General features: G+C 62.4%; 14 protein-coding genes. 4 read left to right on the top strand and 10 right to left on the bottom strand.

What is annotated here, in order from left to right; all coding sequences use genetic code 11:
- Nucleotides 1-13 precede the first annotated feature (13 nt).
- Nucleotides 14-1,696 carry a pyrroloquinoline quinone-dependent dehydrogenase gene (locus OKW41_RS27645; protein WP_429576490.1) on the bottom strand — a complete coding sequence of 561 codons (1,683 nt, stop codon included), beginning with the start codon at nt 1,694-1,696 and terminating at the stop codon, nt 14-16.
- Between the two features lie 279 nt (nt 1,697-1,975).
- Nucleotides 1,976-3,292, bottom strand: a complete 1,317-nt coding sequence (locus OKW41_RS27640) for an IS110 family transposase (protein ID WP_429574592.1) — start codon at nt 3,290-3,292, stop codon at nt 1,976-1,978.
- Nucleotides 3,293-4,100: 808 nt separating this feature from the next.
- Between OKW41_RS27640 and OKW41_RS27635 the strand changes: the two genes are divergently transcribed.
- Nucleotides 4,101-5,471: an FAD-binding oxidoreductase gene (locus OKW41_RS27635; RefSeq protein WP_429574591.1), complete on the top strand. Its 1,371-nt coding sequence runs from the start codon at nt 4,101-4,103 to the stop codon at nt 5,469-5,471.
- A gap of 659 nt (nt 5,472-6,130) precedes the next feature.
- Here OKW41_RS27635 and OKW41_RS27630 read toward each other — a convergent pair.
- The 5 genes from OKW41_RS27630 to istA form a co-directional block, all read right to left on the bottom strand.
- Nucleotides 6,131-7,327 carry an IS91 family transposase gene (locus OKW41_RS27630; protein ID WP_429576489.1) on the bottom strand — a complete coding sequence of 399 codons (1,197 nt, stop codon included), beginning with the start codon at nt 7,325-7,327 and terminating at the stop codon, nt 6,131-6,133.
- 2 nt (nt 7,328-7,329) lie between these two features.
- Nucleotides 7,330-8,205, bottom strand: coding sequence for a tyrosine-type recombinase/integrase (locus tag OKW41_RS27625; protein ID WP_429574590.1), 876 nt, complete (start codon nt 8,203-8,205; stop codon nt 7,330-7,332).
- 472 nt (nt 8,206-8,677) lie between these two features.
- Nucleotides 8,678-9,394: a hypothetical protein gene (locus OKW41_RS27620; RefSeq protein WP_429574589.1), complete on the bottom strand. Its 717-nt coding sequence runs from the start codon at nt 9,392-9,394 to the stop codon at nt 8,678-8,680.
- Nucleotides 9,395-10,064: 670 nt separating this feature from the next.
- Nucleotides 10,065-10,823 (bottom strand): IS21-like element helper ATPase IstB, encoded by a 759-nt coding sequence (gene istB / locus OKW41_RS27615; protein WP_429571338.1) that lies wholly within the window; start codon nt 10,821-10,823, stop codon nt 10,065-10,067.
- Between the two features lie 14 nt (nt 10,824-10,837).
- Complete coding sequence (istA, locus tag OKW41_RS27610) at nt 10,838-12,379, bottom strand: IS21 family transposase (RefSeq protein WP_429571339.1); 1,542 nt, start codon at nt 12,377-12,379, stop codon at nt 10,838-10,840.
- A gap of 170 nt (nt 12,380-12,549) precedes the next feature.
- On the opposite strand from istA, the gene OKW41_RS27605 reads away from it, so the two are divergent.
- Entirely contained in the window at nt 12,550-14,799 is a 2,250-nt protein-coding gene (locus OKW41_RS27605; protein ID WP_429574588.1) for a WD40 repeat domain-containing protein, read from the top strand.
- Between the two features lie 430 nt (nt 14,800-15,229).
- Here OKW41_RS27605 and OKW41_RS27600 read toward each other — a convergent pair whose 3' ends face one another.
- From OKW41_RS27600 to OKW41_RS27590, 3 genes are read right to left on the bottom strand one after another with little or no spacing between them, the layout of a single operon-like run.
- Nucleotides 15,230-16,045 (bottom strand): enoyl-CoA hydratase-related protein, encoded by an 816-nt coding sequence (locus OKW41_RS27600; protein ID WP_429452268.1) that lies wholly within the window; start codon nt 16,043-16,045, stop codon nt 15,230-15,232.
- 20 nt (nt 16,046-16,065) lie between these two features.
- Entirely contained in the window at nt 16,066-18,240 is a 2,175-nt protein-coding gene (locus OKW41_RS27595; protein ID WP_429574587.1) for an acetate--CoA ligase family protein, read from the bottom strand.
- A 2-nt stretch (nt 18,241-18,242) separates the two neighbouring features.
- Nucleotides 18,243-19,025 (bottom strand): enoyl-CoA hydratase/isomerase family protein, encoded by a 783-nt coding sequence (locus tag OKW41_RS27590; protein ID WP_429574586.1) that lies wholly within the window; start codon nt 19,023-19,025, stop codon nt 18,243-18,245.
- Nucleotides 19,026-19,477: 452 nt separating this feature from the next.
- On the opposite strand from OKW41_RS27590, the gene OKW41_RS27585 reads away from it, so the two are divergent.
- On the top strand, nt 19,478-20,338 hold the full coding sequence (locus tag OKW41_RS27585; protein WP_429574585.1) for a MurR/RpiR family transcriptional regulator: 861 nt from the start codon (nt 19,478-19,480) through the stop codon (nt 20,336-20,338).
- Nucleotides 20,339-20,568: 230 nt separating this feature from the next.
- A complete protein-coding gene (gene glnH / locus OKW41_RS27580) occupies nt 20,569-21,321 on the top strand; it encodes a glutamine ABC transporter substrate-binding protein GlnH (protein WP_026226140.1) in 753 nt (250 codons plus the stop codon).
- The last annotated feature ends 75 nt before the right edge of the window (nt 21,322-21,396 follow it).

Raw genomic sequence — 21,396 nt, 5'->3', positions numbered from 1 at the left:
CAGTGCGTGCGCATTACGGCAGCGCGAACACAACAATCGCGTCGCCGCGCTTGTAGTCGAGTAGCTGGTTGCCGCCCGCCGCAACCGCCACATATTGCTTGCCGTGCACCGAGTACGACACCGCTGGGGCGTTGACGCCGGCGCCGCACTGGAACTCCCACAACTTCTTGCCGGTGCGCGCATCAAATGCGCGAAACAGGCCGGTGCCTTCTCCATTGAAGACGAGATTGCCCGCCGTCACCAATACGCCGCCGATCAGCGGCTGATCGGTTTTAAACGACCAGACGATCTTCCCGGTGTCGACGTTCACCGCTGCGAGCTTGCCCCACTGCTGCTCGTTCGGAATGGTCTTGAATGAACCGCCAAGCCACATCTTGCCGCCGCCCGGATACGGCGTGTCCTCGACCTGGTACGTCAACGGACGATGCAGGTTGGCCGCATACACGAGACGCGTCTCGGGGCTGTACGCCGTCGGCGACCAATTGACTCCGCCGTTCGCACCCGGCAGCATGTGCGCGCCCTGCGGCGTTGGCGGCGTCCACATGTTCTCTTGCGGGATCATCGCCGGCGAGAAGCGGATTAACTGGCCCGATGTGCGATCATGCACATAGACATGCCCGGTCTTTCCGGCATGGATTACCCCAGATACCATGCGTCCGTCGCGGTCGCGCACATCCACCAGGATCGGCGGGCTCGCCGCGTCGAGGTCCCACACGTCATGCGGGATGTACTGGTAGTGCCACTTGTACTTGCCGGTGTCGAGGTCGACCGCCACCATCGAGTCGGTAAACAGATTGTCGCCGGGACGTATTGCGCCATAAAAGTCAGGCGAGGGGTTCCCAACCACGAAGTACACTGTGCGCGTTTTCCGGTCGATCGCTGGTGTCATCCACACGGCGCCGCCGAGCGTCTTGTAGAAGTCGCTACCCTTCTCAGCAAGTTGCTTCTTCTCGGCATCGATATTGCGTTTAAGGTCCCGGCCGGTCGCATCCCTGGTCGCCCACACGCCTTCCTGTCCGGATTCGGGAATCGTGTAGAAGGTCCAAAGCAGTTGACCTGTGTTGGCGTCGAACGCTTTCACGAAGCCGCGAACGCCGTACTCACCCCCGTTGGTGCCAATCAGTACCTTGCCATCGACCACAATCGGTGCCATCTTCTCGCTGTAGCCTAGCTCGGGATCGCCGACCTCGGTTTCCCACAGGAGCTTGCCAGTCCCGGCGTCGAGCGCAACCAGCTTTGCGTCGAGTGTGCCCATGAAGAGCCTGTCGCCGTATATCGCCACGCCGTGGTTGGTTGGCCCGCAGCAGAAGGTAGTAACCCGCCCCAACTTGTGCTGGTAGTGCCACAACTCCCGGCCGGTCGCTGCATCGATCGCGTACACATGATCGAACGATGTGGTCAGGAACATCACGCCGTTCACCACCAACGGTGAGGTTTCCAGTGGTCCTTTGACCGCTGTCTGGAAGATGAACGCCAACTTCAGCTTCCCCACATTGGTGGTTTTGATTTGCGCACCCGGATAGTATCGCGTCTGGGCGTACGAGCCGTTAGGAAGCAGCCAATCCGCCGCATCGGACGCTGCAGTGTCCAACTGGCTTTGCGTGACGGTCGGGTTCGGCGACACCAGCGTCGACAGATGCATATCGGCCGACCCGCCGGTGACCTCGGGCCCTGCAAGGGCGCCGGCTGACGCCATGGTCAGCGTAGCCAGGAAGGCGAATACGAACGTTCGACGAAGCCTGCTATCGCGCCTTGTATGGGCGTTGGGCTGCATAGTGACCTCCTCGGGACGAGGAAACGTTCGGATCCGAACCAAGGACAGAACAACCCAATAAGTTTAGGTTGCGTGTACGACACCGACAAACTTCAATAAACCAAAGACGTGAAGACCCGGACAAGCCACCACACTTTACGCCGTCGCCCCGGCGCGGCCTTAACGGCGGCTCCTGAGAAACAATCAGTATGCCGTAGGGTTTCAGGCAGATTGCACGGCTAGGCTGATCTCGAAGCCGAGGGACGTGGCGCGGCGTCTGAGCGCTGCGATGCTGCGTTCGCGCTGCTGTTCCTCGTAGCGCCGCTGGCCCTGGTCGACGAAGGCCTCGCCACGCGTGAGCATGAAGTACACCATACGCGCGAGCTTGTGGGCCACCGCCGTATTGGCGCGCGGCTTGTCCATGCGCGAGCACAGGCGGCGGTAGAACGCACCGAGTGCCGAATCATTGCGCGACAGGCTCATCGCCGCGAGCTTGAGCGCCTGGCGCACCCGGTTGGTGGAACGGCGGGTGCGCGCACTCAATACCTTGCCGCCGCTGATCTTCGTGCCGGGACACAGCCCGAGCCATGAACAAAAGTGCTTGACGTTCGCAAAGCGGCTTAGGTCCGGGCCGATCTCGGAGAGGATCGTCATCACGGTGGTGACCGACAGGCCGTTGATGCGGGTGAGGTCCACGCCGGCCCAGCGGGCTAGGGCCGCACGTGCATCAAACTGCGGGGCGTTTTTGCCGAGCCACTTGCCGGGCCCGGCCAGCTCCGCCTCGTGATGGCCCAGCGGGACGAGCAGCGCCTCGATCTTCGCGTCGCATTCGAGAATGCGCTGGGCGAGGCTGTCAAATATCGCCAGCGCCTGCGCGAGCACGAACAGGTGCTCGTCGCGCCAGTTACCGGTCAGCGCCCGCTCGATCTCGGCCGCGCTGGCCTTGGCGCGGCCGTGGCGATGCTGCGCGAGCACCTTCGGGTCGCGCTCGCCGGCGACGATCGCCCGCACGATCGCCTGCCCGGTCATGCCCATCACGTCGGTGAGCTGCAGGTTCATCTGCACCAGCGCCTTCTGGATGCGCAGCACCCAGCTGCCCTGTTCAGTGAGCAGTACCTCGCGCTGGCGCACCACCGCACGCACCACGCAGACCGCATCACCCGGGCGCCAGGCCGCCCGCAGCAGCCCCAGGCTCATCAGCTTCTGCAGCCACTGGCAGTCGAGCACGTCGCTCTTGCGGCCGGGAACGTATTTCATCTGCCGCGCATCGACCAGCCACACCGTCAGCCCGCGCTGTTCCAGCACTTCATACACCGGGATCCAGTACACGCCCGTCGATTCGAGTGCCACCGTGTCAACGCCGCATGCGAGCAGCCAGTCCGCCATCGCGTGAAGGTCATCGGTCATCGTGCCGAATTCATGCACGGGTTCCCCGGCCGCCGACCTGGGCACTGCCACCCAGTGGCTCGAACCTCCAATATCAATCCCCGCCGCATTCGGGAACACCTCGGGACTCTCTTCGCGCTTGCGCATTGCCATGGCCTGCTCCACACTGGTTAGCGAATGGTTAGCGAATGGTTAGCGAATGGTTAGCGAACGGCAGCGCCATGGGATGCGTCGTAATTGACTCGATCTCCTGAACGGGATGCAGCTCGCGCTGCTCACCACTGTCGCCGACGAATCCCGGACCATGCTTCCAAGCGGGCTTATCCTGCGGCAGGCACGCCGCAGGCATGCACCATTGCCGTGTCGGTCATTGCGGCGCTGCCGTTCACCTGTATACCCCATCCCTGTTTCTCCGCCAACGCCGGACCCGGCACGGGCCTGGATTGCTTCCAAGGTTCAGCTGACGTTCGAGTGTCCTTGCGAATGCACGGGCGGATGACCGCACCTGGCCGGACCCGGTTCGATGGCGACTAACAGGAGCCGACCCGAAAGAGATCTTCGGAATTCCCGGTAGCGGCCATTCAAATGACCATTTGAGCTGCGTCGGACGCTTCAAAGCCGTCTGGCCGGTCAAGTTCTCCGGTTGGACGCGCCCCTTTTTTCTCCTGGACTCAAGAGCGGCTGCCGATGGTCGGGTTTCATTCGACTGGTTGCTCGCTCGTCTTGCTGTCGGTGTCGTCAATCGGAAGTTCCTTCCGGCAATTGCGTCGGAGCACTATGCTTTTCATCAAGTGAGGTGCGAGGCTAAGCTCGCGATCGGCTACCGGATAGGTGCGTAGATGCCGATTGATCCCACGCGCCCGAGGTCGTTCTTGTCGACAGTTCGGCGCGAGGCTTCTTGGTACGGCAGCGCGTCGTCGCGCGGGCGCGCGATGGATTAACTCTTCAAGGAGGCAGCGTCATGGGCGAGTTTGCGATTCAGGAATTTCGCGGGAGGCTGATCGGTCCGTCAGACAAGGACTACGACGAGGCGCGAGCGCTGTACAACGGCATGATCGATAAGCGGCCCAAGGTGATCGCTCGCTGCACCGACGCCGCCGATGTCATGGCGGCGGTCAACTACGCGCGCGATAACAAACTGCTTCTCGCAATCCGCGGAGGCGGACACAGCGGCCCCGGTTTGGGCAGTTGCGACGGTGGGCTGGTCATCGACCTGTCGCAGATGCGCAGCGTGCGCGTCGACCCAGCGAGCCGCACCGTGCGTGTCGATCCAGGCTGCACTGCAGCGGATCTAGATCACGCGACCCACGCCTTTGGCCTCGCCGTACCACTCGGCATCGTCGGCAGCACGGGGGTCGCAGGTCTGACCTTGGGCGGAGGAACCGGCTACCTCACGCGCAAGCACGGCCTCACGGTCGACAATTTGCTAGAGGTGGATGTAGTGCTGGCCGACGGCTCTTTCGTCACCGCTAACAAGGACAAGCACGTTGACCTCTTCTGGGCGGTGCGCGGTGGCGGCGGTAACTTCGGCGTGGTCACAAGTTTTCTATTTCAGGCCCACCGGGCCAAGATGGTGTTCGCCGGTCCGATCTTCTGGGACGCCAAGGACGCCAGGCAAGTTATGGCGATGTACCGCGACTTCATCCCACACGCCCCCGAAGACCTTGGCCTGTTTGTCGGCCTCAAAACCGTGCCTCCAACCGATCCCTTCCCTAAGGAGCACTGGAACAAACGCGCCTGTGCTCTGATCGGTGCTTTCAACGGGCCGATCTCAGAGGGTCAGAAGCTCATGGCCTCGCTGCTCGAGAAACTGCCCGCCCCGCTGTTCAACTGGATGGGCGAGATGCCGTGGACCGCCATCAACAGTCTGTTCGACCCGTTCTTCCCTAAAGGCTTGCAGTGGTACTGGAAGGGCGACTTTGTCAAGGCGCTGCCTGACGAGGCGATCGACGTGCACATCGCCAACGCGCTCAAGGCACCGACCCCCTTCTGCCTGATGCACCTTTACCCCATAGACGGCGCCGTTCGGCGGGTCGCCAGGGATGCCACGCCGTGGAGCGCGCGGGACGCGTCTTTTTCGATGGTAATTGCCGCGGTCAGCCCGGATCCCAAGGACGCCGAGGCGCTTAAGACCTGGGGCCGTGCCTACTGGGGGGCTATCCACCCGTTCAATCTGGAAGGCGCCTACGTCAACTTCATGGACGCCGACGAGGCCGAGAACCGCGTCGAACTAAGCTACGGCGAGAACTACACGCGCCTTGCCTCGATCAAGGCGAAGTACGATCCCAACAACCTGTTGCGAGTCAACCAGAACATTAAACCGAAAGCGTGAATCTACGCGCGCGGCCTCGCGCGCCCGCGCCGCGTGGTGGTGTTCGGCGTGAACACGCTGCCGACATTGCCGTCGTCGTTGCTGGGTGACTTGCTTGTGTCGCGCACGTTTGAAGCGCGTCCACGTCACGCCGAACCTGATCAGCGCGACGCGTGAATCAAATCGGGGCTAACCGAACTCCGCGGGGTTCACGTTCCCCGCACTCGAGGTTCCTGGACCTCTTCGGTGCGTGCAAGCTACGCGAAACAGTTCGCGAAAGTCCGCTTCGGAGCGATCCTAAGCTGGTACCTCGACGTCCGCTCCTGTTTAGGTTTGTAGGATGCCTGCCCTTGACCGTGCACATGGGCGCGCGCCACAGGAGCATGCGGGCAGGCGTCGTACAAACCCCGATGGAGGAAACCGCGGAGTGTCCCGGTGCGGCCGGAACCTGTATCGCTATGGGGATTGGAGCGGTCGCACGTGACGTCGGGATGACGGCGAGGTCAGGTGAACCGGGTTGATGTCGAGATGATGCACGTTGGCGAAGGGGGCCGGCTGGTGTTTCTGGCGGTGCGCGGAGCGCGAAACCGCGCGATCCGGGCGAGGGGCGCAACCGTCCGCTATCGGGTCCCGTTGCCGGAGAGCCGACGGTCGGTCTGGACGTCTCGAAACACTCACACTCATGCTGCGGCTCGCTGTGCGGGTGGTGCGCGGATCGGTGCGCTGCGCTGCAGGATGTCGATGATGACCATCGGCGCGCCGCAGTGCCGGCAGATGAAGCGCGGCGGGAGATTGCCAGGTGGTGCATTGGCAGCGGCGGCCTGCGCGCCGGTGGCCGTGACATGCAGCAGCCCGCGTATCTTCGCGAGATTGTGCCGCCGCACGGGATTGGCGAGCAGGCCATAGTGGCGGATGCGGTGGAAGCCGCTGGGCAGCACATGTAGCAGGAAGCGACGCATGAACTCATCCGCGCCCAGGGTCATGGTCTTGTAGCGGGTGCGCCCCTTCGCGCGATAGTCCTTCCAGCGGAAGGTGACCCCGCGTTCATCGAGCGCAACCAGCCGCTGGTTGGAGATGGCCACGCGATGCGTGTAGCGTGACAGGTAGGCGAGCACCGCCTCGGGTCCCGCGAACGGGCGCTTCGCATAGACCACCCACTCGCACACGCGTAGCGGCGCCAGCCACCGGGCGAAGACAGCGGGATCGGCGAGCGCGGCGTACTCGCCGAAGAAGCGCAACTGGCCGCGGCGATGCAGCGCCGCGAGTTCTTCCAGGAAGCGGCGCCGGAACAGCCGCGAGAGCACACGCACCGGCAGGAAGAAGCCGGGCCGGCAGGCGACCCACCGCTCGCCATCGGATGTCAGGCCGCCGCCGGTAACGATGCCATGTACATGCGGATGATGCGTGAGCGCCGAGCCCCAGGTGTGCAGCACCAGGGTTGCGCCGATCTGGGCGCCGAGATGTCGGGGATCGGCGGCAATGGTGCGCAGCGTGTCGGCGGCGACATCGAACAGCAGCCCGTAGAGCACCGCCTTGTTGTACCAGGCGATCGCACTGATCGCGGCGGGCAGCGTGAAGACGACGTGGTAATACTCCACGGGCAGCAGGTCGGCCTGACGTGCCTCGAGCCACCGGTGTGCGGCGCTCGCCTGGCACTTTGTGCAATGTCTATTACGACACGAGTTATAGGCGATCTCCACCTTTGCGCAGCCGGAACAGCGCAACACATGTCCACCCAGCGCCGCGCTGCGGCACTGTTCGATGGCCGACATGACCTTCAGCTGTCCCCGGCTTAGCTGTACAGTCTGTCGCCACGCTGGCCCGTGGACGCGGAAGATGTCCGCGACCTCCAGCACGGGGCGCTCCGCGCGGTGCAGGTCTAGTCGGAAGGCAGGCGGTCCAGCGGGCTGATGACCTGGCGTAGCAGGTCGGTGGCCACCTGGGCATAGAGTGCGGTGGTCTCGAGCTGCCGGTGCCCGAGCAGGACCTGGATCAGGCGGATATCGACCTTCTGTTCGAGCAGGTGAGTCGCAAAGCTGTGACGCAGCGTGTGCATGGAAACGCGCTTGTCGATGTTCGCGGCCTCGGCGGCGGCATGGATGGCGCGGTTCAGTTGCCTCGGGGTCAGCGGGTCGACGGGATCCATCCCCGGGAACAGCCATCCGCCCTTGAGCATGCGACCCTGCGCGTGGGCCACGCGCCACCAGACACGCAGGCGTTCGAGCAGGACCGGCGAGAGCATCGCGTAGCGGTCCCGGCGGCCCTTGCCCTGCTCGATACGCAGCGTCATGCGCTGGCTGTCAACGTCGCCGACCTTCAGCGCCACCACTTCACTGGCGCGCAGGCCGGTGCCGTAGGCGACCGACAGCGCGGTCTGGTGCTTCAGGTTGCCGGCGGCGGCGATCAGGCGGCCCACTTCGTCGGGGCTGAGCACGACCGGTAGCGTGCGGGGCACGCGCACCGGCTGCATCCTCGCCATCAGCTCGGGGTGGTGGAGCGTGATCTCGAAGAAGAACTTCAGTCCGGTGATGGCGGCATTCAGCGACACGGGCGAGATGCCGTGGTCGACCAGATGCAGCTGGTAGCGCCGCAGGTCCTCGACGGTGGCGGTGCCGGGCGGGCGCCCGAGGAACGCGGCGAACTGAAGGACCACGCGGACATAACCGGCTTGCGTCTTCGGTGCGAGCTTGCGCATGCGCATGTCGTCGATCATGCGCTGGCGCAGCGGACTGATATCCTGGCTGGTGTGAGTCATGGCTCTGCTCCCGTTGAACGACGAGGCGGATTGCCTCGCCCTTCAACATGAAAACAGAGTCGGTTTCCTCTCCGGGACCACTAACGTTGGCCGGAGCCCCTTACCGCGCGAGCGGTTTCGTCCTTTGGCCGACGGCGGTCTGTCGGCGACCGGCAGTAGTCGACCCAATATCCGGTCGCCGCATCTTGCGATATCTCAGTGGCCGCTGCCGAGGTCCAACTGTCGTCATAGACGGCCAGCCGACAGACTGCCACGCTTGTCGAAAAGCCGCGGGTTCAACATCGTGCACTTGGCGGTCGTTTGCTTGCAGATAATGAATCCGACAGCACTTCCCGTACATCACGACTTTTGCGGGATTGACCACGTCTTCACGGTGAGACGATGCAGGAGTAAAAAAGCGGTGAAGCCCTCAAGGCTTCGCCGCTTTTTTACATCTGCCCCTCAAGACCGTGCTCTCTCAAGAATGCGCCGCCTACCTCACGCCGCTCAACGCCGAAGTAGCGACCGCCGGCACCGCAATCCCGTTGGTCTTGGCGTACTGCACGGCCTGCGACAGCGTCGAGACCAGCGACTGCAACTGGCCAGGCGCCGATTGCGCGATATACGTCGCCGCCTGTGCCGTCGCCGGATTCGAGCCCGCCTGCAGGAGCGACGACATGCTCATCGTATTGCTTACCGCGCCGAGATCGGATTGCAGCCCCGCGTACTGGCTCACGCCCTTGCCGAGCGACGCGAGGCCGTCGGTGAACGCCTGCTTGCTGGCTCCGGTCGACGCGGGCGTCGACGAGCCGTGAGTGAACGCCTGCATCAGCGACTGCGACACGCTCTGCTGCGTCCCGCCGAGTTGCGACAGGACGCTCGCGCTCGGCAGCCCGCCCGCACCGCCCGAACCAGCCGCACCCGCCAGCATTCCCACCGCCGACTGCGCCTGGCTCGCGACGCCCGTCATCCCCATCGACGAAGCGAGGCTCGACTGCCCGCTCAGCACCTGCTGGTTCGCACCGAGGTAGTTCTGCACGAGCGACGTCAGCGCCGAGGGCTGCGCCGCGCCATTTGTTCCGCTCGCGGCCGGCTCCGCCTTGTTGCCGCCGAAACCGAATTGCTGGAGATTGAGTTGCGCGTACGAAGCGGCGGGCGCAACAAGCGCGGCCGCGGCCAGCATTGCGATCCAGGATACGCGTTTCGCCATGTTCGGAATCTCCCTTCTTTGTCCGATGATTGATCGATTGAGCCCCATTGGACCTTCGGTCATTTCGGCGGTTCATCACGTTTACATTTGCTTGCGAATTCGTCCGCTCATAAAAGCCACGCGGCCAGATGTCGACCAGACTTGAATTGCCTTTCGATTGAGGCGCATGCGGTAGGCGCATTAGGGGCAAACTGGTCTTTGACCGAACTCTTGGGCGCTCGCTTGTGGTCAAACCCGTCACAGAACCAAATTCCGCATACGACCCACTCCGGTCATTGGTCCCGACGCTACATCAACGGCAGGTTGCTCCTTGTCAGCGGACACTGGTGCGCACTGATGTGCTGTTTCTTAGAATCGAGTGCATGGTGTGGCGTGAGACGATGCGACCAGGAGGCCGCCAGACGTCTGGGCGACGGTGTGGGGCGAGCGGTTTCTTTGCGAATTGACATGTGCGAATCGCTTTCGGCTGGGCGCGGACGACCTTTCCTATCTACGGGCTTGCCGCGGGCGCGAGGAGGTCGCACGCGCGGAGCGCGAGTCGCAGTTTGCATATTCCACGCAAATCGAGCGGCCATTCTGCGGCAAAGCGAGCAAGCATTCCACGCGAAACCGAGCAGGCATTCCACAACAAAGCGAGCGCTGCGGACATGGCGACGCGGGGTGAGTTTTTTTACTCCTTCCCGCCTTCGGCGGTCAAACTATTTCGGCGCTTGCGCATCGATTCGCCTGAGAGCGTGAAGCGATGCGCGTTGTGAACCAGCCGGTCGAGAATTGCATCAGCGAGCGTCGGATCTCCGATGGCAGCATGCCAGCTGTCGACTGGAATCTGGCTGGTGACGATCACCGAGCGCCGGCCGTGCCGGTCGTCGAGCACCTCCAGCAGATCGCGCCGCGCCGCATCTGACAGCGGTGCCATGGCCAGGTCATCCATGACGAGGATGTCGGTCTTGGCCAACTGTGCCAGCAGCTTTGCGTAGCCCCCACTGCCGTGCGCGATGGCCATCTCCTCGTTGAACTTCGGCATGCGCAGATAGCAGGCCGAGAAGCCCTGGCGACACGCCTGGTTGACCAGCGCGCATGCAAGCCAGCTTTTACCGAGCCCGGTTGGTGCGACCAGAATGATGTTCTGGTGCGCCCGTACCCATTCGCCAGTGAGCACCCGGGCGAGCAGCGCACGATCCAGTCCACGGGGCTCGCGGTAGTTGATGTCTTCGGGCACCGCGTCCGGGAAACGCAGCTTCGCGCGGCGTAGCCGCGCCGTGAGCAGGCGCGACTGACGTTCGCTTGCTTCCCGTTCGACGAGCAGCCCCAGGCGCTCCTCGAAGCCGAGCTGGTCGATGCTGCTCTGGGATTGCTGGTCGGCCAGCGCGGCGGCCATGCCGAACAGGCGCAACTCGTGCAGCCGCTCGACAGTTGGATGATGCAGCATGTCATGATCTCCTTTCAGTGGTAGTAAGACGGTCCACGCACGTTGGCATGCGCGAGCGGCAATTCGGTCTGGGCGGCGGCCGTGTCGGCCCTGTTCTCCAGACCGTTCTTCAGCGTCGAGGCGATGAACCGATAGCTCGGCGCTTTAAGATCAATGGCACGCTGGCAGGCGGCTTCCAGTCGCGCATGGCCATAGTCCTTGCCCATGCGCAGCACGCCCAGACAGGCGCGGTAAGCCTGCTGTGGATGCTGGCGACCGCCAAGCAGGTGTTCGATGACTGCGGCGGTGTGCGGGCCGATCTCCATGGCCCAGTTGATCAGCCGCTGCGGATTCCACTCGGTGGTCGCTGCCCGATGATTCGCCGGCATGTGGGCGGCGATCGTGGTGTGATGGCCGCGGCGCTCGCTCTTCGCGTGCGCGGCAATGCGCTGACCGCGCAGGAAGATCTCGACGGTCGTCTTCGTGTGGCGCACCTCCACCTGCTCGCGGGCGTGGCTGTATGAGACGGAGTAAAAGTGTTCGTCGAGCTCGACATGGTAATCAATGCCGACGCGAGCAACCTTCCACTGCGCATACTGGTAGGGTCTGTCTGGCAGCGGACGAAGTGCCGGACGATCAAGTTCCTCGAAGGCGCTGCGGCGGCAACCGGGCAGTTTCTTGAACGGCCTGTTGTTCAGTTCAACGAGGAGTGCCGCGATCGCGCGGTTGGCTTCGTCGAGGCTGAACAGCCGCTGGTTGCGCAGCCGTGCCAGAATCCAGCGCTGCGCCAGGAGCACCGACTGCTCGACCTTCGCTTTATCACGGGGCCGACGTTTGCGGGCTGGGATGATCGCCACGGAATAATGCGCGGCCATCTCTCCATAGGTCCGGTTCAGAACCGGATCGTAGAAGTCGGCTTTGTGCACGCCGGACCTCAGGTTGTCGGGGACCAGGATCTCGGGACAACCGCCAATGAAGTTCAAGGCGCGCACATGCGAGCCAATCCAGTCCTCAAGCTGCTGGGTCCAGGTGACTTCGGCGTAGGTGTAGTTTGATGCGCCGAGCGTCGCGACGAATACCTCTGCTTCACGGATCTCGCCGGTGTGCGGATCGACGATGCCCAACCTGTTACCCGAATAGTCGATGAACAGCTTCTCCCCGGGCGTGTGCGTCTGGCGAAGCGTGACCGGCAACGCTGCCGCCCATCGCTCGTAATACTTGCAGAACCAGCTGTAGCCGTAGCCTTCGGGCTCCTGCGCTTTGTACTCGTTCCATAGCAGGTCAAGCGTCACGCCTTTCCTGCCGAGCTCACGATGTACCATCGGCCAATTGGGCATCGGCCGTGTCCGGCTTGACGACGGCGGCGGCGGGAATAGCAGCGCATCCAACGCTGTCTCCTCCATCGTCATCGCCTTCTCGAAGTCCAGTTGTGCGCGCCGTACGCGATCCAGATAGTCCCAGACCGTCGCGCTCGATGCGCCTATCGTCGTCGCGATCTCACGCTGGCTACGCTGGCACACAAAGCGCAGGCGTAGCACTTCCTTGATTTGACGCATGGATAACCTTTTATTCGACATTCGCTCGCTCGACAAAATCGTCAAGCGTGCCATGGTTATCCCGCGTTGCCGTCCCTCCAGCTTACCGCTCGGTTACGCGTGGAAATCGCGCTCGGGCAGTCGCGGAATCCCTGCTCGATTTGCCGTGGAATCGACGCTCGGCTTGCTGTGGAATCCGTGCTCGGTTCGCCGTGGAATTGGTGTTCGGTTTGGCGTGGAATACGCATCGCAGTTGCAACAAATCGTTGAGGATCAAGTTCATGTCAAGGAAGAGCAGGCACGGACAGGGCACGCAGCGACGCATCCAGGTACTCATTGGCGCAATCGTATTCATTCTAATTGTGACTGCGGGGTGGATCATTCACCAGACTCGGGCGGTCGCACGCCAGACTTCCCTTGCGTTGGCGTCGGCCGCGACGACGGCGAACGACGCGGGAATTTATGACCGCGCAATGCGCTTCGCAATGCTGGCGATGGACAAGGGTTGGCTCTCGCCGGGATCGGTAGAAGCAGAGCTTGAGCTTATGCGTGGCGCGCAAGCATCAATGCAAATTGCGTTGCTCAGCGGGCATCAGAATGCGGTTGATTCCGCCGTCTTCAGCCCGGACGGTAAGCGGGTGGTGACCGCGTCCTGGGATGGGACCGCGCGGGTGTGGGACCCGGCCACGGGTGAACAGATTGTGCAGCTCAGTGGCCATCAGGATCTGGTCTATTCTGCCGCCTTCAGCCCGGACGGCCAGCGGGTGGTGACTGCGTCCGCGGACGGGACCGCGCGGGTATGGGACGCGGCTACGGGCAAACAGATTGCGCAGCTCAGCGGGCATCAGGATCTGGTTTATTCCGCCGCCTTCAGCCCGCACGGCCGGCGCCTGGTGACTGCGTCCGCGGACAGGACCGCGCGGGTGTGGGACGCGGCTACGGGCAAACAGATTGCGCAGCTCACCGGGCATCAGAAACCGGTTTTCTCCGCCGCCTTCAGCCCGGACGGCCGGTGCGTGGTGACCGCGTCCGCGGACAGGACCGCGCGGGTGTGGAATGCGGCAACCGGCCACGTGATCGCTCAGCTCACCGGACATCGGGAACCGGTAAGCTCCGCCGCCTTCAGCCCGGACGGCCGGCGCGTGGTGACCGCGTCCGATGACAAGACGGCGCGGGTGTGGGATGCGGCGAACGGCCAGGTAATCGCGCAGCTCATAGGGCATCGGGGACCGGTTTTCTCCGCCGCCTTCAGCCCGGACGGCCAGCGCGTGGCGACAGCGTCCGATGACAACACCGCGCGGGTGTGGCACGCGGCGACCGGCCACTTGATCGTGCAGCTCACTGGGCATCGCGGACCGGTGAGCTCCGCCGCCTTCAGCCCGGACGGCCAGCGCGTGGTGACCGTGTCCGATGACAAGACCGCGCGGGTGTGGGATACGGCGACCGGCCAGGTGATCGCACAGCTCACCGGACACGAGGGGCCGGTGAATTCCGTCGCCTTCAGCCAGGACGGTCAGCGGGTGGTGACTGCGTCCCGTGATAGGACCGCGCGCACATGGGACGCGGCGATGGGCATCTTGCTGCTCAGAGGGCATCAAGGGTCAGTTATTTCCGCCGCCTTCAGCCCGGACGGCCAGCGGGTGGTGACCGCGTCCGCGGATAGCACCGCGCGGGTGTGGGACGCGGCCACGGGCAAACGGATTGCGCAGCTCAGCGGGCATCAGGGGGCAGTTTTTTCCGCCGCCTTCAGCCCGGACAGCCAGCGGGTGGTGACCGCGTCCTGGGATGGGACCGCGCGGGTGTGGGACGCGGCCACCGGCAAACAGATCTTGCTCCTCAGCGGGCATCAGGGCCCGGTTGATTCCGTCGCCTACAGCCCGGACGGCCAGCGGGTGGTGACCGCGTCCTGGGACGGGACCGCGCGGGTGTGGGACGCGGCCACGGGCAAACAGATCGCCCAGTTCGGTGGGCATCAGGGACCGGTTTTCTCCGCCGCCTTCAGCCCGGACGGCCAGCGGGTGGTGACCGCGTCCGCGGACAGGACCGCGCGGGTGTGGGACGCGGCGACCGGCGAGATAGTCGCGAAGCTCACCGGACATCCTGGACCGGTTTTCTCCGCCGCCTTCAGCCCGGACGGCCGGCGCGTGGTGACCGCGTCCGCGGACAGCACCGCGCGGGTGTGGGACACGGCGACTGGCCAGGTGATCGCGCAGCTCCCCGGGCACCGGGGACCGGTTTTCTCCGCCGCCTTCAGCCCGGACGGCCAGCGGGTGGTAACCGCGTCCGCGGATCAGACCGCGCGGGTGTGGCCTATCCGATGGCTCATGCAGAAGCGAGGTCAGAGCCTGGCTAAAGCCGTGTGTAGGGAAAAGCTCGTGGGAGCAAACCTGCTCACAACCGATGATGAAGCTGCCCTTTCTCTCGTACGCGGGCGCCGGGGCGAAAACGTATGTGGATCGTAACTCGCCGACTGGGCGGAGCGAGCTGCCACGATACGTTTGGCCAGCTCGACCAATTGCTTTCCCATCTTCCTGACCAGCTTCACATCGAAGTCCGCGGCCATGAGCAGGTCCATCGCCTACTCGTAGGTCCGCTCATGTTTTCCTCTGCACTGTGAGCCGCTGTGCGCGATCGTTATCGACTCAGACTCGACCCACTGCGGACCCCCGGCTGCTCATCATTCGAATGACAGCTTTCGGAGGGGTTGAACTGCCATTGACGCAAAGATCGCGACTGCCAGCTCGTCGGCCGGTGCGGACAGTGGCGCCGCCCCGATCTCAAAACGATGCGCGAACGCACGAAACGTGCAGCAAGCGTCCCCCCGGGCCGATTCGCTAGAAGGCCCAGTCCTATGGAAACTGCACGAACTATTTCAGCGAGGAGGGAGCGTCGCTACTGACCTTTGAATTGAGGTGCCCGCTTTTCAATGGTCGCAGCCAGCGCCTCGAGATGATCGTCAGTGTTGTGGCACATACCCTGAAAGACGGCACAGTGGTCGAGGAAGTCGTGCAGTTCCATGCGCTGGGCTGATTTCATCAGACGCTTCGTCAGCCGGAGGGCTTGCGGCGGTTTTGCGGCGAGGTTCCTGGCCAACTGCTGAGCAGTTTCCAGCAACTGGTCTGCGCCAACGGCGTCGAGAACGACACCAAGCTCCTTGCCTTCAACCCCGGTAAAGGTTCGGCCTGAAAACGTGAGCTCGGCTGCCCGCTGGTAGCCCACGAGTCGTTGTAGAAACCAGGCTCCGCCATCTCCGGGGATGATTCCCACATTGACAAAGGTCTCGCCCATGATTGCGTCAGCTGCAGCCAGTCTCAGGTCGCACATGCAGGCGAGGTCGAAGCCCGCGCCCAATGCGGCGCCATTGATGGCTGCTATGGACGGGACGTCGAGAAGATGCATCGCCAGGGGTATTCGCTGGATGCCTTGCCGATACTGTTTCTGGACCTCATAGACGTCCCCACCGAAACTCCCCTCGCGATGGAACATGTGCTTGATGTTTCCGCCGGAAGAGAAGGCCTTTCCGGCACCGGTCACAATCAGGACACCGATAGACTCCTCGGTGTTAATCCACTGAACGGTGCGTTCAATGTCGTCCACGAGTTTCGTGCCGGTGAGCTCATTACGGACATCATCGCGGTTCAAGGTCAGTGTTGCGACACGTCCGTCGACGCGTAGCAATGCATCAGTCAATTCAGGTGCATGGTTCATCTTGGCTGCTCGGTTTAATGTCACTGAGGGGTGGCCGCACTGACATCCTCAAGCAGGATGCGAGCATCGAGAATGGCTACCCCACTGGAATAGGCAAGCACGGGATTCAGGTCCAGCTCGGCGATTTCCGGAAATGCCGAGCAAAGCGTCGAGATGCCCATCATCAACCTGACCAGCGCATCCTTGTCGGTCGGGGCCGCTCCCCGTACCCCGTTCAGAATCTCACTGGCCCGAATCTCGGCGAGCATCCGGTGCGCGTCGTCCTCCGTGAGAGGGAGCGAGCGGAACACGACATCTTTGAGTACCTCGACCAGGATACCGCCGAGGCCAAACATCATGACCGGGCCGTAAGTCGGGTCACGCACGACACCGATGATGATTTCGACGCCACCTTTTGGCGCCATGGGCGTCACGAGGACGCCGGTAATGTCCGGGTCTTGCACATGTTTCCGGCCATTGGCCACGATGTTTTCGAACGCGTGCCTAACCCCATCGGAGCTTCCAACGTTGAGCCTGACCCCACCGGCGTCCGACTTGTGGATGATGTCGCGCGACACGATTTTCATCGCGACTGGCACCGAACCGAGGCGCTCGAACGCCGCAACCGCCTCATGCAGTGACCTGGCCAGAATCGCGGGAGCCGGCATTGGGACGCCGGCGTCCGCGAGCGCCTGCCGGGCCTCGTGCTCGAGCACAACCGTCCGGTGTTCGCTGCGACAGGACGACAGGACCGTCTCGAATGACGGCGACCGCACCGGATGGTCCTCTGCTTCAGCAAGTGGTCGCCTCTGCGCCTCGCCAAACTCTGCGAGGCCCTGCATGCAGCGGACCGCCAACTCCAGCGAGTCGTAAACCGGTACACCGGCTTCACGGATACACGTCAGAGGGGCCGGTCGCAGGTCCGAATACAAGCTCCCATAGAGGCTGTGCACAATGATTGGTTTACCGCGCGCTTCCAGCATTGCGGCAATTCGCGTAGAGGTCTGCATCTCAATGGGCGTCAGCGACTGGGAAAACCTCACGCCATATCCGCCGTAGAGCCCCGTGATGAGTAGTCCGTCCACCTGAGGGTCCTCGAGCAGAATGCGGGCACAGTCGGCAAATACCGCCGGGTTGGAATCCGTTCCCCCTGCAACGTCGACGGGGTTCGCAACGGCGGCCGACGGCGGCAGGATTGCTGACAGGCGCTGGCGCGTTTCGTGGCTCAGGGGAGCAAGCGTCAGACCATGTTCGCTCAAGGCGTCTGCAGCAATCGTCGCGTGCCCACCACCATCAGCGAGCACCGCCACGCGGCGCGACGCGAGCGGCTGAAGCAGCGAAAGCGCTTCAGCGAGCGAGAGAATCTCGTCGGACTTGCGAGCGAGCACCGCACCCGCCTGACGCAGAACGCCCTCGCTCACCGCGTAGTCTCCGGCCAACGCACCAGTGTGCGACTTCGCGGAACTACGTCCGGCGCTGGTGCGGCCTGACTTGTAGAGTACGACCGGCTTCCTGCGTGTAATGCGACGCAGTGCGTCCAGGAACACCCGCCCATTTTTCATACCCTCGACATACGCGACGACGACCTTCGTGTTCTCGTCTTCTGCAAAGTAGTCGAGGTACTCGTTGAACTGGATATCCGACTCGTTGCCGATGCCCACGTACGTTGACAGCCCGATGTGTCCGTTGGCCTCGGCCTCCGTCACGAGAGAAAGCGCCATGTTTCCAGACTGGGACAGCAATCCGATACCGCCTTTTTTCAGATTGCTAAAGCCGACAATGTTGCAGGCCTTGTGGGTATTAAATACCCCGGACGTGTTCGGCCCGACGATACGTACGTTATAGGCATGAGCGACTCGCACCATGTCGTCCTGGAGGCGCCGCCCGTCATCGCCTGCTTCGGCAAATCCGCCCGCCAGCACAACCGCGCCTTTTGCGCCTTTTTTGCCACATTGCTCGATGACCTGTGGCAGGGTCTTTGCCGGCGTGCAGACCAGAGCGAGGTCAATGTTGCCGGGTATGTCGCCCAGACTCGCATAGCATTTCAGGCCCAGGATTTCCGGTTCTCTCGGATTTATGGGGTATATCGCCCCGGCGTATCCGTCCTCCAGCAACTTTTGAATTGAACGAAAACCCCGCTTCGTCTGGTCTTTTGATGCGCCAACGACGGCAATCGAGTCTGGATAGAAAAGTTCGCGAATAGAGTGGCTGCTCATCGTTATTCTCCCTTGAACACCGGTTCACGCTTCTCGGCGAAGGAATCGATGCCTTCCTGCCAGTCTTTCGTTGTTGAACAGAACATCATGCCTTCCAGTTCTGCAGTCAGCGCTGCGTCAAGGGTGCGCTCGCCAGCGAAGTTCAGTTGTTCCTTCGCCAGCCGCATCGAGAACGGAGCCTTGCTGGCGACCCTCTGTGCAAACGCCCGTGCGCTCTGAAGAAAACCCTCATCGGGATACACGCGGTTTGCGAGCCCAATGCGAGCAGCTTCTTGCCCGTCAATCCGCTCTCCCAGGAAAACGAGCTCGCGGGCTTTTGCCAGGCCGACCAGCCGGGGGAGGAGATACGTGATTCCGCCGCCGAGAAAGTTGCCGATGCTTATTTCGGGCAATCCAATCTTCGCGCTCTCGGCCATCACAACGAAGTCGGAGGCAATCGCGATTTCTGCGCCGGCTCCCAGCGCGAAGCCATTTACTGCCGCGACCACGGGCTTGCCGAGCGTCAGCAGTCGCTTGCACACCACCTGCTCACCCCGCAGGTATTCGCGACGCTCGAAGGCCGTGCGGCCCGCCTTGTGTTCCTTAAGGTCCGCTCCGACGCAGAATGCGCGTCCCTCTCCCGTAACGAGAACTACCCGCGCGGCGCGGTCCGCTTCAGCGAGGCTTAATGCTTCGCTCAACTCATCGTAAAGTTGCTGGACCACCGCATTCAGACGATGCGGTCTGTTTAACCGGACCTCTGCAATCCCGTCCTGCACACCGTAAATTATCGTTTCGAAAACCATGAACGTCTCCGTCATTGCACCTTGATGGGCTCGCTCACGGTGTGGGGCATACCTCACGGGTCGTGGCGTCTCGGACAAACACAAACACGCGAAGAAACGTCCGTTGCGTAAAATCTACGCATGGGCAACGTTTGTTGCAATCCAGCGTTTACCCGTAATTGAGCCTTTACTGACGTTGCGATTGGCTCTGGTGGTGTAGTTAGCTGTTCTCATACTTATGCCGCTCGCGGGCGATGCAAAGGACGCGTGGCAATGGGCTCGGAAGCCTCATTTCCTCTGTGGATGCAACCTCTGTTTCAGCGTCAACAGCACCTGCAGGCCACCACCTCTTCGACCCGCACCCGAACTCGCACAGGTTTCGCGACCCCAGTCGCTGACAGCCTGCTGGTGGGGCCTTGCCTATTTGGATGCGGCTCCGTAACATTTGTTGTCATCCCACCGAGGTCCGCGCCGTGACTCCCAGTTTCGAAGACCTAGCAGCCCTCATTCGCGCCAGATTTCCGGAACTGAGCCCCCAATTTCAGTCAGGCGCAGCCTACCTGTTAAATTTCCCGGACGAGGTTGCAGTATCGTCAATGCGGAAGGTCGCAGAAAACGCCAAAGTACAACCCGCGGCCCTCGTGCGCCTCTCCCAACAACTCGGCTTCCCAGGCTGGAACGAGTTTCGGGAAATCTTTGTCGCCCGCCTTCGAACACGCCCGGAACCGCTGAGCAGCAAGGCGCGAACGCTCGTGAGGGGCGGTCATCACGAAGCCCTTGCCCACGACATGGAGGCTGCGCAGCAACACAATCTCGAGACTACTTTCGCACAGAATGGCGCTCGCATCGTGGATGCGGCGAAGCTGCTCAGAAAGGCTCCGCATGTCCATATAGGCGGCTTCCGTTCCTGCTTCCCGATTGCGTTCGGCCTCCTGTATGGGTACCGACTCTTCCGCTCTTCGGTGAGCCTCGTCTCCGGGGAAGCGGGCACGCTTGAAATGCAGTTGCGCAGCATCGCGAAGGGGCATGCGACCGTCGTCATCAGCTTCGCACCGTATTCACGCGAAGCCGCACGAGTCGCGGAAGCCGCCAAGGAACAGGGCAGCAAGCTCGTCGCCATCACCGACAGCGCGGTTTCTCCCATTGCGCTGAGCGCCGATGAGGTGCTGCTCTTCACACACGACAGTCCATCGTTTTTTCCTTCCCTCGTCGCAGCTTCCGCGATCGCCGAGTCGCTGGTCGCCCATCTGCTGGCACTTGAAGGAAACAGGGCCATCCAGCAATTGTCCGAGGCGGAAGAGACGCTACACGCGAAGGGTGCATACGTAAGCTGAATCCGGTCAGTGGTACCGCCATCTGTCGCGCAGTCCCGACGCCGGGACTACGTGTTTTCCCTCCCCCAATTTTTGTTGACGTCCCTTTCTGGTGGAGTACTATCCATATTGACAACAAACGTTGCGCACAATTCTCATAAGACATCGCGTGTTGCGCTGCATGTAGCGTTGCTGTCATTGGTCCCTCCCACGTCGTGGGGGTGACATCGCCAATCACTGCGGAGAGAATCATGGGACGTCGTTCCTTCCTTATGTCCGTCATTGCTGTTGCAATGTTCGGCGCCAGCATCGCGCACGCGGAAACCAAAGAGTTGGTTGTCGGTACCGACACCTCCTTCATGCCGTTCGAATTCAAGCAGGGTGACAAGTACGTCGGCTTCGACCTTGACCTGTGGGCCGAAATCGCGAAGGACCAGGGCTGGAAGTACAAGATTCAGCCGATGGACTTCGCTGGTCTGATTCCGGCGCTTCAAACGCAGAACATTGATGTCGCGCTTTCGGGCATGACCATCAAGGAAGAACGCAAGAAGGCTATCGATTTTTCGGACCCGTATTACGACAGCGGACTCGCTGCGATGGTGCAAGTCGGCAACACGAGCATCAAGTCCATTGACGACCTGAATGGCAAGGTCATCGGCGCAAAAACGGGCACCGCAACGATCGACTGGATCAAGGCGCACCTGAAGCCCAAGGAAATCCGTCAGTTCCCCAACATCGACCAGGCCTATCTGGCCCTGGAAGCGGGCCGCGTCGACGCAGCCATGCACGATACGCCAAATGTCCTGTACTTCGTCAACACGGAAGGCAAAGGCAAGGTCAAGGTTGCCGGCGCCCCCGTCAGTGGCGACAAATACGGCATCGGCTTTCCGAAGGGAAGTCCTCTGGTGTCGAAGGTCAACGAAGATCTGACGAAAATCAAGGCAGATGGCCGTTACGCGAAGCTCTACAAGAAGTGGTTCGGTTCCGAACCGCCGAAGTCGTAATCGCTCGGAAATCTCGGAAATGGGGGCGCGGCGGTCACGACCGTCGCGCTGGCAACGGAACAATCAGGAGCGCTT

The organism is Paraburkholderia sp. UCT70 (assembly GCF_050434085.1).
In the GTDB taxonomy this organism is placed as follows: Bacteria; Pseudomonadota; Gammaproteobacteria; order Burkholderiales; family Burkholderiaceae; genus Paraburkholderia; species Paraburkholderia tuberum.
The sequence above is the reverse complement of the archived record's forward strand: the minus strand, read 5'-3'. Positions and strand labels throughout refer to the sequence as shown.

What these genes read in the sequence shown, in the direction of transcription:
- OKW41_RS27590 (WP_429574586.1), bottom strand. Translation starts at nt 19,025, where the DNA reads ATGGTTTTCGAAACGATAATTTACGGTGTGCAGGACGGGATTGCAGAG.
- OKW41_RS27625 (WP_429574590.1), bottom strand. Translation starts at nt 8,205, where the DNA reads ATGACTCACACCAGCCAGGATATCAGTCCGCTGCGCCAGCGCATGATC.
- OKW41_RS27595 (WP_429574587.1), bottom strand. Translation starts at nt 18,240, where the DNA reads ATGAGCAGCCACTCTATTCGCGAACTTTTCTATCCAGACTCGATTGCC.
- OKW41_RS27645 (WP_429576490.1), bottom strand. Translation starts at nt 1,696, where the DNA reads ATGGCGTCAGCCGGCGCCCTTGCAGGGCCCGAGGTCACCGGCGGGTCG.
- glnH (WP_026226140.1), top strand. Translation starts at nt 20,569, where the DNA reads ATGGGACGTCGTTCCTTCCTTATGTCCGTCATTGCTGTTGCAATGTTC.
- OKW41_RS27620 (WP_429574589.1), bottom strand. Translation starts at nt 9,394, where the DNA reads ATGGCGAAACGCGTATCCTGGATCGCAATGCTGGCCGCGGCCGCGCTT.
- istB (WP_429571338.1), bottom strand. Translation starts at nt 10,823, where the DNA reads ATGCTGCATCATCCAACTGTCGAGCGGCTGCACGAGTTGCGCCTGTTC.
- OKW41_RS27640 (WP_429574592.1), bottom strand. Translation starts at nt 3,292, where the DNA reads ATGGCAATGCGCAAGCGCGAAGAGAGTCCCGAGGTGTTCCCGAATGCG.
- istA (WP_429571339.1), bottom strand. Translation starts at nt 12,379, where the DNA reads ATGTCGAATAAAAGGTTATCCATGCGTCAAATCAAGGAAGTGCTACGC.
- OKW41_RS27635 (WP_429574591.1), top strand. Translation starts at nt 4,101, where the DNA reads ATGGGCGAGTTTGCGATTCAGGAATTTCGCGGGAGGCTGATCGGTCCG.
- OKW41_RS27600 (WP_429452268.1), bottom strand. Translation starts at nt 16,045, where the DNA reads ATGAACCATGCACCTGAATTGACTGATGCATTGCTACGCGTCGACGGA.